Origin of the sequence: Superficieibacter sp. HKU1 (assembly GCF_029319185.1) — a bacterium.
In the GTDB taxonomy this organism is placed as follows: Bacteria; Pseudomonadota; Gammaproteobacteria; order Enterobacterales; family Enterobacteriaceae; genus Superficieibacter.
Map to the genome: position 1 here is coordinate 1,380,043 of NZ_CP119754.1, position 12,051 is coordinate 1,392,093.

Annotated in this window: 12 protein-coding genes and 2 pseudogenes; 11 read left to right on the forward strand and 3 right to left on the reverse strand. The window is 47.6% G+C overall.

Features of this window, described 5'->3' with window-relative positions; translation table 11 throughout:
• Positions 1-6 precede the first annotated feature (6 nt).
• From P0H77_RS06660 to P0H77_RS06680, 5 genes and pseudogenes are all read left to right on the forward strand, one after another.
• Positions 7-3,450 (forward strand): tape measure protein, encoded by a 3,444-nt coding sequence (locus tag P0H77_RS06660; RefSeq protein WP_276164121.1) that lies wholly within the window; start codon positions 7-9, stop codon positions 3,448-3,450.
• Positions 3,450-3,695 carry a hypothetical protein gene (locus P0H77_RS06665; RefSeq protein ID WP_276164122.1) on the forward strand — a complete coding sequence of 82 codons (246 nt, stop codon included), beginning with the start codon at positions 3,450-3,452 and terminating at the stop codon, positions 3,693-3,695. Before P0H77_RS06660 ends, P0H77_RS06665 begins: the two co-directional genes overlap by 1 nt.
• A gap of 127 nt (positions 3,696-3,822) precedes the next feature.
• A pseudogene (locus P0H77_RS06670) lies at positions 3,823-3,942 on the forward strand (hypothetical protein); the annotation flags it as partial.
• Positions 3,943-3,974: 32 nt separating this feature from the next.
• A complete protein-coding gene (locus tag P0H77_RS06675; RefSeq protein WP_276164123.1) occupies positions 3,975-4,565 on the forward strand; it encodes a DUF2280 domain-containing protein in 591 nt (196 codons plus the stop codon).
• Between the two features lie 2 nt (positions 4,566-4,567).
• Positions 4,568-4,825 carry a hypothetical protein gene (locus tag P0H77_RS06680; protein ID WP_276165224.1) on the forward strand — a complete coding sequence of 86 codons (258 nt, stop codon included), beginning with the start codon at positions 4,568-4,570 and terminating at the stop codon, positions 4,823-4,825.
• A 1,159-nt stretch (positions 4,826-5,984) separates the two neighbouring features.
• On the opposite strand, the gene P0H77_RS23195 is transcribed toward P0H77_RS06680, so the two are convergent.
• A complete protein-coding gene (locus tag P0H77_RS23195; RefSeq protein WP_346429446.1) occupies positions 5,985-6,224 on the reverse strand; it encodes an AlpA family phage regulatory protein in 240 nt (79 codons plus the stop codon).
• A 320-nt stretch (positions 6,225-6,544) separates the two neighbouring features.
• Between P0H77_RS23195 and P0H77_RS06690 the strand changes: the two genes are divergently transcribed.
• From P0H77_RS06690 to P0H77_RS06710, 5 genes are all read left to right on the forward strand, one after another.
• Positions 6,545-6,811, forward strand: coding sequence for an excisionase family protein (locus P0H77_RS06690; protein ID WP_276164124.1), 267 nt, complete (start codon positions 6,545-6,547; stop codon positions 6,809-6,811).
• Positions 6,812-7,037: 226 nt separating this feature from the next.
• Positions 7,038-8,174: a site-specific integrase gene (locus tag P0H77_RS06695; protein ID WP_276164125.1), complete on the forward strand. Its 1,137-nt coding sequence runs from the start codon at positions 7,038-7,040 to the stop codon at positions 8,172-8,174.
• On the forward strand, positions 8,171-8,356 hold the full coding sequence (locus tag P0H77_RS06700; RefSeq protein ID WP_276164126.1) for a hypothetical protein: 186 nt from the start codon (positions 8,171-8,173) through the stop codon (positions 8,354-8,356). Before P0H77_RS06695 ends, P0H77_RS06700 begins: the two co-directional genes overlap by 4 nt.
• 708 nt (positions 8,357-9,064) lie before the next feature.
• On the forward strand, positions 9,065-9,499 hold the full coding sequence (locus P0H77_RS06705; protein WP_276164127.1) for a type II toxin-antitoxin system antitoxin SocA domain-containing protein: 435 nt from the start codon (positions 9,065-9,067) through the stop codon (positions 9,497-9,499).
• Positions 9,500-9,501: 2 nt separating this feature from the next.
• A complete protein-coding gene (locus tag P0H77_RS06710) occupies positions 9,502-10,101 on the forward strand; it encodes a hypothetical protein (protein WP_276164128.1) in 600 nt (199 codons plus the stop codon).
• A 95-nt stretch (positions 10,102-10,196) separates the two neighbouring features.
• Here P0H77_RS06710 and P0H77_RS06715 read toward each other — a convergent pair.
• Positions 10,197-10,573 (reverse strand): annotated as a pseudogene (locus P0H77_RS06715) (hypothetical protein).
• Positions 10,574-10,929: 356 nt separating this feature from the next.
• Positions 10,930-11,400 carry a GNAT family N-acetyltransferase gene (locus P0H77_RS06720; RefSeq protein WP_276164129.1) on the reverse strand — a complete coding sequence of 157 codons (471 nt, stop codon included), beginning with the start codon at positions 11,398-11,400 and terminating at the stop codon, positions 10,930-10,932.
• A 161-nt stretch (positions 11,401-11,561) separates the two neighbouring features.
• On the opposite strand from P0H77_RS06720, the gene P0H77_RS06725 reads away from it, so the two are divergent.
• Entirely contained in the window at positions 11,562-11,984 is a 423-nt protein-coding gene (locus tag P0H77_RS06725; protein ID WP_276164130.1) for an ASCH domain-containing protein, read from the forward strand.
• The last annotated feature ends 67 nt before the right edge of the window (positions 11,985-12,051 follow it).

The window sequence follows — 12,051 nt, forward strand, 5'->3', positions numbered from 1 at the left end:
CAAGAAATGGTTGGATCTGTCAGTGCCGGACGGGTTGTTTATGAAGTGGATATAGATACCCATCGATTGCTGGATGCAAGGCGTGAAATTGATGCTGCCCTGAACGGCCTTGGTGGGAGCATGGGGCGACTGGAAGCAAGCGTTACCAGAACGGAACGCTCTATCGGCAGCATGCAAAGAACCATGTCTGGCTTATCTGGTGTAGCTAAGGGGTTATTGGCAGCTTTATCCATACAGCAGGTTGCTCAATGGGGTAACGAGTGGATTACTGTAAGTAACAAACTTTCGAACGCAGTGAGAGCAAACGAGCAGTTAGCTGATGTCACTCAGAGAGTTTTTGATATTTCTCAAAACACCATGAGTGATTTGTCGTCCACGGCAACCTTGTATTCTCGCCTTGAGAGATCTACCAGAAGCGCCGGCACGAGCACCGCCGATCTGATTAAACTGACCTCAACGATAAATAAAGGGCTCGCAGTTTCCGGAGTGACCGCTCAAGAGGCCAGCTCCACAATGGTTCAATTGTCACAGGCATTGGCATCCGGAGTATTGCGGGGAGAGGAATTTAACTCTATTTCAGAGAACGGCAGTCGGCTGGCAGTTGCTCTGGCTGATTCCTTAGGTGTGACAATAGGGCAGTTGAGAGGAATGGCTGCTCAGGGAAAATTGACCACAGATGTAGTAGTTAAAGGCTTGCTTGAGCAAAGCGATGTAATTGCTAAGGAGTTTAGCAATACTGTTATGACCATGAGTCAGGCATTCACAGTGGCCAGCAATAATATCACTAAATTTGTCAGAGAGAATTCCAGCGCAAATACGACAATAAGTGTTTTTAATCAGGGGCTTGTATTATTAAGTGATAACCTTGGGGTTGTGGCAAATATGGTTGGCGTGGCGGCTGCTATATTCGGAGGAAGATTTGCTGGTGCGCTTGCCCTGTCAGTAAAAAACAGAATTGACGATGCCCTTGCCGCGAGAGCTCAGGCTGTAGCCACTGCTGAGTCAACAGCAGCAACAGCAAATGCCGCACGCGTAACGACACTAAAGGCCGGGCTCGATAAAGAAATGGCTCTAAGCAATCTGGCCGTTGCAAAAACAGAGTACGAAGTTGCAAAGGGAACGGCTGCACAAACATTTGCATTACAAAATCTTATAGCCATGACTACGATCGCCACACAAACTTCGGCGGTTTACGCGGAAGCTAAAATCGCCGAGGCGGCAGCGACAAGAGTTGCTTCAACTGCGGCAGCTGCGGCAACCTTGACTGTGGGCGGTCTGGCCCGTAATGCTCTATCGCTCATTGGTGGGCCTGTAGGTTTCGCGGTTATAGCGGCGGCAGGAATTTATCTTCTGTATGACTCTATGCAGAAAGCGAAACAGGAAAGCATAGATTTTGCTGACAAGCTGGATGGTGTCATAGCAAAAATGAAAACTATGAGCCTCACTCAGCTTGCAGCGGAAATTGATAAGGCAAATAAATCGATTAAGGTACAGCAAGATGTTTTAAAAGAAGATGAGGCAAGCTTAGTTTCCCTAAATAAAAGACTTGAAAAAGGAAGGGAGTCTTTAAAAAACCTTACCAAGGACAATATATTTTATTCAGAAGCGGTTTCGAATGTTAGTTCTCTTGAGAGTGAGTCTATCCAGCTAACTGCTAAAGTTGACGCAGCTAGAACCAAGCTAAGTCAAACAATAAGCGGGACAAGAATTCTTCAGGCCCAGTTTAATGGTGATTTCCGCCAGGGCATTGACCTTCTAAAAAGAGATGGTCAAGAAGCCACCGTTTTAACTGGAATAATGAATCAACTTGGAAATGCTATTAACTTCAGTTCAAGAGCAAAAGATAAATTTAACTCTACCAGTCTGTTAGTGGATAGACCAAAGGATATCCAAGATTATTTGGATGGGCAGCAAGATCAAATTGAACTTCAAGGAATATTCAACGATAGACTGAGGGCGCAAAAGAAAGCGGAGAAGGAAATCCGTGCATTAGCTAAAAAAGCTCAGTCCACACCTGAAGATACTGAAAATTACGTAACGATGGCAAGGCAAAGAGCTGGTGCTGAATATGATGCTACTAAGGCTTTATCCGACAGGAAGAAAGCAGACAAAAGCGCCGCATCTGAAACCAAAAAGGCCGCTAATGCTGCCGAGTCAGATGCGCAAAAGCTTCAGCGTCTAAAAGAAGCCTCAGAGCAATCAGCAGAGTCAACGGAAGAACTTAGCCGGGCGCAAGCCATCCTGAACGCGCAAAACTCACTGAGCAAAAATGCCAGCGCCGAGATGATCCGCCAGGCTGGCGAATATGCCGCGACCAAATGGGATACAGCCAACGCACTCAAAGCACAGGCCGCTGCTGAGAAGCTTTTGCCTGAGACTAAGGAAAACGCCTCACACCGTCAGGATATGAAAGACCTGCGCACTGCGCTTGATGGGAAAAAGATAACACAGAAGGAATACGACAGGACGGCGGAAAGGCTGGAAGAGCAGCATCAGATTAACCTTGCCAAAATCCGTGCTGAGGGCGTGGTAAGCCCGACCGCGCAGGCCAAAGGGGAAATTGATCCTGTTCAGCAACTGGCTAACCAGCACGCTCAGGAACTGGCTATGATCCAGCAGTTTGAGACACAGAAAGGCCAGATCACTCAGCGCGGGCTTGAGCTGATGAATGCTGCCAACCAGCAGTATGAGCAACAGAGGATTGCCGCGCAGTGGGAAATCTGGCGGCAACAAGGAACCGGATATGAAGTAGCCGCAGCCGCCTTTGACTCGTTCGCTGGCAATGCGTCTAACGCTTTGACCGGCATTGTTACTGGCAGCATGTCAGTTAGCGAAGCAATGAGATCACTCGGTTCGACCGTTCTTAACAGCGTTATTAACTCCTTTGTGCAGATGGGAGTTGAGTGGGCTAAGTCCGTCATTATGGGACAAGTAGGTATGTCGGCAGCGTCAGCAGCTACTATCGCTCAGGGACAACTAATTGCCGCTTCAATGGCACCGGCCGCAGCTATGACATCTCTCGCAACGGCTGGGGCTAATGCCGTGCCAGCGCAGGCTGGCATAGCGTCAACCGTTGGCGTAGCTCAGGCACTATCAATCGCCGGTATGCGAAAGAATGGCGGCCCTGTTACTGCTGGTTCGATGTACCAGGTAGGTGAGGGCGGGAAGCCTGAAATTTACCGCTCTAACACTGGTAAGCAATACATGATCCCCGGCGACAATGGTTCAGTAATAAGTAATAAGGATATGCAGGGAGGTGGTAGGCTGAATGTTCAGGTTGTCATCAACAATCAGGTATCTAATGCTGAGCCTCAGTACATGGGTGCTACTCAGAATGAAGGTAATTATGTTCTTGAATTTCTGATCTCTGATGCAGAACACAATGGTCCTTACATAAGCACGCTACAATCAACTCTTGGATTGTCACGTAAAGCAAATGGAGCATTTTGATGGACTCAGATATCAAAAAGGCAGGCCCTAGGGAAACCATTTCACGAGATTTAGAATATGGAACTCCCACTACCATCCGCAATAATCGTCCAGTGAAGTTTAAGATTGAAATGACTAATGGATCTGTGTTTGAAGGAATTATACCTGCAAATACTGATTTTAAAGTCACTGTTCAACCTGGAGACATTACCAATTTTGACATTATTGTCGAAGACATACCAAAAATCCCCAAAATCGTAGAATAAATCAAACCCGCTCCGGCGGGTTTTTTATTACCTCCACCACCGCGCTTCACACGCGCAACATATCAACACAGAACCTTTCAGGATGACCCTTGAGGATACCGGTTTGGCTATCATTCGTTGGTGTCGGCGTTGTTACGGTGCCAGCAAAGAAGTGCCGGAGCTGGTGGATGCGGCCAATGCGCCAGCGGAAGTTGCTCGCCTCAATATTGCCAGAGCATGCGGAACATGCATGATGAAACTGGCCTGAGTGTTATATTGAGTTAGCTATGGAGGCGACCAATGGCTGCATTATCACCGGAGGTTAAAGCCTTTATAGTTCAGGCCTTAGCCTGCTTCGACACCCCCACGCAAATATCCGCCCAGGTGAAACAAGAGTTCGGACTTAGTGTCACCATTCAGCAGGTATCGTCATACGACCCGACGAAGGCAATTGCTAAAAACTTAGGTCAGAAGTGGGTGGATCTTTTCCACGAAACCCGTAAGCGCTTCCAGACCGAATTAAGCGACATCCCGATCGCCACCAAAGCTAAGGTTTCCAAATCGGTTACCAGCGATGGTTACCAGAGTGATGTGGTAACTGATGCGCAGATAGTTGAGAAAGCTTCCGATGAAGCCGCCGCTGTAGTCTTGGCTCACCGAGAAGGTCTGGCTGCGTGGCGCGGTATAACCAACAAACTACGTGACTTCCTCGAAGATGCCGAAATCACCGAGGACAATCACGCCTCTATATCACGTTCAATTACTGCTGGCGTGGATGCGCAAATTAAAGTGATTAACGCCGAGCGCAAGGCCTATAACCTCGACACCGAGGAAGGCAACAAAACAGTCGATGACCTGTCGAGTATGATGGATGATTTAGCGAAGGGGTAACCATGAAGCCGGAACACCTCGCCTTGCTGCGTGACAAACTCTGGCGTCTGAATCACCTTTACTGGATCACCGATAAGGAAGGTAGGCCTGTTCGCTTTTCCATGACGCCAGAACAGATGAGGGGAAGGCGCGCCAGCGTGAAGGGTATCGTCGCTGGCTGGAAGAAAAGCGCCGGGTGGATGCTGGTACGCAGGATGGCGGTACGCAGTGAGGTACGCAGTGAAAAGTGCGCAAAATTTGGAATGCTCTGGAAGGATTGAGGTACTGCCAGGGCCGTAAATCCCCACCAACTGCGGACTAAGGCATGCGGCCCAATTAACCCGTCCAAAAAAAAATGGTGCGCGGTACGCAAGCAGGTACGCATCGAAAAGGCACTATTTAATTGCGCTCTACCTCTCGTTTCCTCACGCTGGACCTGCGCAGCATGATGCCAATGCTTTTGCACAGATTGCCACAATAATGCCTGTCAGATAAGGACTGGTGGCCTGAAATCACGTTAGAGATATACCTCTTAATCTGCGCACAAAATTGCGCACTGCGCAGTCATCCGCAGACTGCGCAAATTTGCCTTACCCCGTGAAGGGGTGATAAAACCTGATATTGCGACTGCGCAGAGGGCCAACACTGGGCTTCAGATAAATTCAGGTGCGCAGCTATTCGCGAGTGAAAACCAGGGATTGAGGGCGACCCTGTTATTCACTTTTAGTACACGGAACTTAGCAAAACTTAGCATTGCGACAATATGATGGCAGGCCACCAGCCAGAACAGAGCTAACGATATTTGCTCTGTTTGCCGCAGGTTCGCAGGGCTTTACCAGTTCGGAGGCGCGAACCAAGCGGCAAATAGTGAGCGCCTAATCTGTTTGAGGTAATCATTTTATCCACACCACAAACTCCCGGATTATAAGAGTTTGGCAACATGTCGAAACTTGTTATCAGTTATGACCGGGAAAGTAAGTAAGCGGCCCGCGTCTGAATGCCTCCAGATGGAGGGTACATAGGATCACTTTTCACCAATAAGTGATCCTATGTCGAACGCACATAGGGTCACTTTTTTTAAAAGTGGCACTATGCGCCAAAATCATAGGGTCACTTTTTCCGGAAAAGTGGCACTAGATAGATGTATAACTACCGGGCAAAAACGCCTTCATGGAAAACGCATTTTTGTTAATGGGGGGCGGCAGCCAGACAGCAACGAAAATGAGGTATCCATACATGGGGTATCCATGTTGGTATCCACCAAAACGGCAAGTGTACGATGGATACATGCAGAGGGTAACCAGCACCAGTAACCACTTCTGGTAACCAGAACACCAGGTTTCCAACAGAATGGTTTCCATACTGGTTTCCGGCAAAATGCCGGTTGCCAAACGAGAGGTTGCCAAACGAGAGGTTGCCGGGCAGGTTGCCACGGAAACTTTATTGATTGTCAGCCTTTGAATCAAGTTTGCTTTGGATCCAATATTCTACCTCCTCGAGCGACCATCTGGCTGATCTGCCAATTTTAACTGGCCGTGGAAACGTACCCTTCTTAACCCATGAGTAAATTACCGTTTTTTTAAATCCCGTCATGAGCATGACTTCGCTTAAGTTGATAAGACGCATCGGTTCTCCATTGCTTTCGATAAAGCCAGATAAAAGTATGGCCCTAGGCGGCATACAAGCGCGAGATTTTCGGGCTGGAATTATTAGATCCGGGACTTATTACCAGAACGGATGTTCATAAAATGCTTGGCGGTATGTCACGCGCAACTTTCAACCGCATGCGCAAGCGTCGGAAAGTTCAGAGGATGCCATTACGGGAGCCTGTCCAGGAAATTATGCCGCCAAAGGGAGGAACCCTATTTAGAAACGTGAAGGTGATGGCATTTTTTAAAACCAAGGGATATCTGTAGTCGGGATTATGCTCACATTAAAAAAGGTTGGATTGAATAAGCTCTTGTCATGGACATAATATTGTAAAACCTCGTGGTGAGTGCATGTCAGAGAAACAAGTTATTATGCTGGTTCCAAACAAATGGGTTTCCGAAGAAGTTCTGATGTTGATTACTGGCCTGACAAAGCACGCAATAAAATCTGCGCGCGAGAAGTCATGGCTTGAAGGCCGGGAATATCGACACTATTCGGGTGACTGTCAGCCAAAGGATAACTCGCCAATCTTATATAACCGTCACGAAGTCGATAACTGGGTCGAGCGCCAGCAGCCAGCCAAGACTAGGGCAAAAAGGCGTAACCCTGCAGACTAATGAAGTATTGCTCTGGCTGGCAACAAACCAACTATGGAGAGTTTCGTGACCAGTACGCGCGCGGGGTATCCGCTATGGTATCCATCATTTATGCCGTGTGAGCTTGCTTACTGGCGAGCTTTTTTCCAAATGCTGACAGGTTCGCAGGCGAGAGGTTTGCACAAAGGTTCGCACCGAAAACGCAACCTCAGAGCGCGAACTTATCAAGGCCAACACCGAGGTGATTATGGCGCTCTTCCGTAGAAAAAATATCTGGTACTGCGATTACCTGGCTCCTGATGGGAAGAGGTTAAGGAAATCACTTAAAACGCCAGACAGGAAGTTAGCGGAGGAGCTGCACGATAAACTGAAATACGAGTCCTGGCGAGTTACAAACTTGGGGGAGATTCCTAAAATCCGCTTCGAGAGGGCCTGTATACGTTGGCTAGAAGAAAAAGCTGGTAAGAAAACATTGGCTGACGACCGGATTCGAATTGATTTTTGGTGTGAACATTTCTCAGGTAGAACTTTAGATGAAATTACTGAAGATAAAATCTCTACAGCTATAGGGAAGATGGTTAATCGACGGTATGAGCTAAACGTCAGAAATAGAGCCAAGACCGTGAAAAGCTCAAACTCACTTCCGCCTGCATACAAAGCCCGCCAGGTAGCACCTGCAACCAAAAACACCCATTTAGCCTTCCTAAAAGCTTTGCTGAGGAAGGCATGTTATGAATGGCGATGGCTGGTCAGGGTGCCATACATCCGCCTATATCCCGTTAGAAATAACCGCGTTCGATGGTTATTGCCACATGAAGCAAAGAGACTAATCGAAGTCTGTAATGAGCCGTTAAAATCAGTTGTAGAATTTGCGTTGGCAACTGGGCTCAGGCGTTCGAACATTATAAATATGGAATGGAGGCAAGTTGATCTGGCGCGAAGTTTTGCATGGATTAATGCGGAAAACTCTAAAACAGGCAAGGCGATAGGAGTAGCCCTGAATAAGACAGCCTGCCGAATCCTTGAACGGCAAAAGGGTAAACACCCATGCTGGATTTTTGTACATACCAAACCAAAGCCAAAACCAAATGGCGAAATGACTCCATCGGTGAGGAAGATGCGTGTCGATGATAACAATGCCTGGCGCCTGGCACTCACTCGGGCAGGCATAGAAGATTTCCGGTTCCATGATCTTCGGCACACTTGGGCAAGTTGGCTGGTGCAGGCTGGAGTCCCATTATTTGTACTGCAGGAGATGGGCGGCTGGGAAAGCATTGAGATGGTCAAAAGATATGCGCATCTTTCACCGACACACTTGGCAGAATATGCCTGTAGGTTGGATGGGATTTTAGTAAATGACCACCAGCAGGGAGATATACCATGACGCCACGCGAAATAGAGTTACTGACCATTGCCAAGCTCGAGCATGACGGCCACCAGCTCGAACCGGTAGAACTGCGGGAATTGAAGCGTCAGTTGGAAGATAGGGCGGTATTATCTCGGCGGTACCGTGAAATGATGACCGGCCCCGCATACCGATGGAGCAAGCCAGTACCGCGGCGGTGAGAGGTTGGGATAAACAGCCCTGTTTTGGGATAACTGGGATAACCTTGGGATAAACTTAAATGTGTAACATTTTGATAATAATGGTTTATTTTGAAGTTATCCCGTTATCCCAAGAAAAAAGGTACTTTTTTGCTTATATAGAGAGTTGTGAAAGCGGGAGGCTTATTCTGTTAACAGTTAAAGCTAAGCTGATAGGTGCTCAGAGTAGTAGCCTTAATGGAATACTTAACCAATGATGAAGTTTATCAAACGCCACTAAAGTAGCTTCGCGACTAACTAGTTGGAGGAAAAGCGCCGGGCTGATGCTGGCACGCAGAATGGCGTGCGCAGTGATGTATGCACCATCGAGCACCCTAAATATTGGATTGTTCTTGACGAATTTAAATGCCGCACTTACTTCAAACCCGTGCCAGAAGAGGCTTAAGGCTTAAAGGCCAGTTCTTCTCGTCAAAAATACGGTGCGCAGTACGCAGTCAGGTGCGCGGCAAAACTGCGCATTCGACGTGCACACCACCTGACGAATTCTAAAGGCGGCATTGTAATCAGATGCTGATTATCAGCCAAACACACCGGGTAAATTGTGCGATGGAGAGTGCGCCATCACGCAGAGTCTATAAATGGCATTTTACGATGGGCAATACCCGAGGTTATATGCGATTATTAACGATAGCAGACGTTGGTAGACTGAAATGATCGGGGGAGACATCTATGGCGAGCGTAATTGATGCCGCTAAGTATATACTTGAAAAAACTGGCGAAATCACAGCCATGAAGCTTCAAAAGCTGTTGTATTACAGCCAGGCATGGGCTTTGGTATGGGATGAGGAAGAAATCTTTCCAGAAGAGTTTGAGGCTTGGGCGAATGGTCCCGTTAACAAACGCCTCTATAATATGCATCGAGGGATGTTCAAGGTAAACTCCGCAGATTTTAGTGACGGTGATACATCCAACTTGGGTGAAGACCATAAAGAAACCATAGATATAGTGCTCGATTTTTATGGTGATAAAACTGCTCAGTGGCTTAGTAATCTCACTCACAAAGAGGCGCCTTGGTTAGAAGCTAGGGGAGATATGCCGCCTATGGCCTCCTGCTCTGAGGTTATAACCAAGGCCTCTATGGCTGAATATTATTCTTCCCTGTAACTATGTCGAAACAGCATATTCGCCTAGAACGCAAGCTAGCAAAGGCTGAAAAGAGGAAAGAGAAAGCTGTCCGCTTATCTGAGTCGTTTCAAGATTTAGCTATTAAAAATCAACCGAAAGTGGCATTTCTTCCCGATTTAGAAAAAATTCCAATCATTGGGTCCTCCTTTGGGACGCTTGACGTGCCAAAGCAGCCGGTAACAAATGAATCCGGCTCGCGCTTCGGTTGTTTAATGACGTGGTGTGCAAGGCATGCTGATGTGAATGGCGAGTGGGGGTGGGGAGAGTTCAGACAATGGTCAGACTCTGAGTGGGCAGACCCCATAATTTTAAGCATGAATAGCCTTCAAGGATTAGATTGGTATGAAATACAAAAGATGGCATCTGGTGAAAGGCATCTTATGCATCATGATCATGACATAACAGATTTATGTGATGAAGCCGTAGAAAGATGGATGGATTTGGGTTACGAGCAGTTCGACACCATTTTTAGGTTCAGATTAGGGAATACTCGACGCGCATGGGGTATAGAGCTTCACGGGCATTTTTATCTAATTTGGTACGAAAGAAGGCACAAAATCTATCCAACCTCCAATCAGTGACCATTCATCACATCAGCGGACGAAGCCAGCAGCTCCGCGCAGATAGCTAGATACTATGTCTGCAGTATGGCAGCCAGTTTATCGGCACGATGCCCCTAGCGCCTCCACGCGCTGTAAATGTCCTTATCCCATGCCCAACCCGCTTTGGTTTGATATCCAGCCTCATTGAACCGCTCAGCGATGATAGGGCCATTGTCAAAAACTGCCGGATGGTATCGACAATAATTCAGATGACCACCGTTTCATTGCATGGTTGGGGCGGAATTCTCTGTTTACTATCGGTTAAAGCTGCAGCGACTACCTCCATTCGCCAACCATCGGCAGCATACGGGACTATAGGTTATTCTCAGGATGCGCGAAGGCGGGCAGTAAGCCACGTTGTTCTGTCCTCGCCAGCGGACTGTGTAGCCTGATTAAAGTCGTCCTGTAAATGTGCTGGAACGCGGAAAGCTACCAGATTGGATTTACTCATTTCGGGGCTGCTGTATCAGTGTTTAATGCTTATACAGCAAACCACTGGATAACGTTGTTATACGAAATAGGGCGCGGCAATATTACTGCAAGGCTACGGTAAGGGCGCGGGGAGGTTGCGAGTAGGATACAGGGATGGCAACTGATGAAAAAATGCGCCCAAAAGCAGGTCACAAAAACAATTGGGGGCATTAAAGGGGGCATGTCATAAAAATTAACTGAATTTAAACTATTTAAAACAATATCTTATATTATTATATTGAATCCTGTAGGGCCATTTTTCCTGATCTTTCGTTTCAAAAAAATATCTCAGCTTGCCCGAAAGACGTAACGGAACGAGAGAGGCCGCTCCGCAACTCACAAAAGCTTATTCATATTTATCCCCGTGACGCAAAACCCATTCGCTGAGTACAGCTGTCTGGCCTGCTGATTACCCTCGGCAACGCGTAGTTTCACCTGGATGAACCCTTCCTCACGCAGTTTTTGCTCAAGTACCTTCATGGCTGCGCTTCCATAACCTTGACGTCTGAAGCGCTCAAAAATACAAAAGTCATTGATATACGCCGACTTCAGCACGCTGTCGGCCTTGTACCAGAAATAGCCAATATGCTGTGGCATACTCTCCTGCTGAAGAGTGATGCACAGGACAATCTGGTCCGGCGTCTGTTCGGCCTGCGGAAAACTCTGTTCCGCATCACGGGTGGCCTGCGCCAGCGCGTCCTGCTCCGGGAGGCGATAATTCACCGTGATTTCAGCGGCGTAATCCTGAATAAAATAGTCAATAAAAGCAGAAAACTCGTCCTTATGGATTGGCCTTAACGCGATCATGTTGTCTCCTGTGCGGGCTTAGTGACAAAGCCCGTTTTTTTATGATGATATCCTCAGTCCCGGTTATCAACGCCCACTATATTTGGCAGGCAAACCGCCGTTATCTTGCTGAATAGCTGTGGTAAGGTCACTACCCCTGAACCCACATTAATGGCTAAACCATGCTTTCAGCGCTTGATAAATTAAAATCCCGCTATCCACACGCGCACGTCTGGTCGTTTGGCGATTCTGCTGAAATGGCAGACGAACTGGTACAACTGGTGATTGCAGGTGACAAAAAAGCCAGCTGTGGTTCATTAGCCGCCTGGTCGCAGGGTGAGGAGGCGATCTCTCCGGGAGACTATCATATCGTTCTGGATGGCAGTGACCATCCGGCCTGTGTGATCAGAACCATCAGCCTGAAACTGATCCGCTTTAACGAGGTCACCGCGCAGGATGCCGCCGCAGAGGGTGAGGGTGATAAGAGCCTGCAATACTGGCGTAAAAGCCATCAGGCATTTTTTACGCGAGAAGGGACGTTCAGCGAAGAGATGGAATTAATTTTCGAAACCTTTTTGCTGGTCGAATCCGTTCAGCGCGATTAACAGGCGTTACACGTTATCGGGATATCACCGTTACCGTGATGTCCTGATAAATAGTGTTATTCGAGTT

What these genes read in the sequence shown, in the direction of transcription:
- P0H77_RS06690 (WP_276164124.1), top strand. Translation starts at nt 6,545, where the DNA reads ATGTCAGAGAAACAAGTTATTATGCTGGTTCCAAACAAATGGGTTTCC.
- P0H77_RS06680 (WP_276165224.1), top strand. Translation starts at nt 4,568, where the DNA reads ATGAAGCCGGAACACCTCGCCTTGCTGCGTGACAAACTCTGGCGTCTG.
- P0H77_RS23195 (WP_346429446.1), bottom strand. Translation starts at nt 6,224, where the DNA reads ATGCCGCCTAGGGCCATACTTTTATCTGGCTTTATCGAAAGCAATGGA.
- P0H77_RS06720 (WP_276164129.1), bottom strand. Translation starts at nt 11,400, where the DNA reads ATGATCGCGTTAAGGCCAATCCATAAGGACGAGTTTTCTGCTTTTATT.
- P0H77_RS06710 (WP_276164128.1), top strand. Translation starts at nt 9,502, where the DNA reads ATGTCGAAACAGCATATTCGCCTAGAACGCAAGCTAGCAAAGGCTGAA.
- P0H77_RS06725 (WP_276164130.1), top strand. Translation starts at nt 11,562, where the DNA reads ATGCTTTCAGCGCTTGATAAATTAAAATCCCGCTATCCACACGCGCAC.
- P0H77_RS06705 (WP_276164127.1), top strand. Translation starts at nt 9,065, where the DNA reads ATGGCGAGCGTAATTGATGCCGCTAAGTATATACTTGAAAAAACTGGC.
- P0H77_RS06700 (WP_276164126.1), top strand. Translation starts at nt 8,171, where the DNA reads ATGACGCCACGCGAAATAGAGTTACTGACCATTGCCAAGCTCGAGCAT.
- P0H77_RS06695 (WP_276164125.1), top strand. Translation starts at nt 7,038, where the DNA reads ATGGCGCTCTTCCGTAGAAAAAATATCTGGTACTGCGATTACCTGGCT.
- P0H77_RS06665 (WP_276164122.1), top strand. Translation starts at nt 3,450, where the DNA reads ATGGACTCAGATATCAAAAAGGCAGGCCCTAGGGAAACCATTTCACGA.
- P0H77_RS06675 (WP_276164123.1), top strand. Translation starts at nt 3,975, where the DNA reads ATGGCTGCATTATCACCGGAGGTTAAAGCCTTTATAGTTCAGGCCTTA.
- P0H77_RS06660 (WP_276164121.1), top strand. Translation starts at nt 7, where the DNA reads ATGGTTGGATCTGTCAGTGCCGGACGGGTTGTTTATGAAGTGGATATA.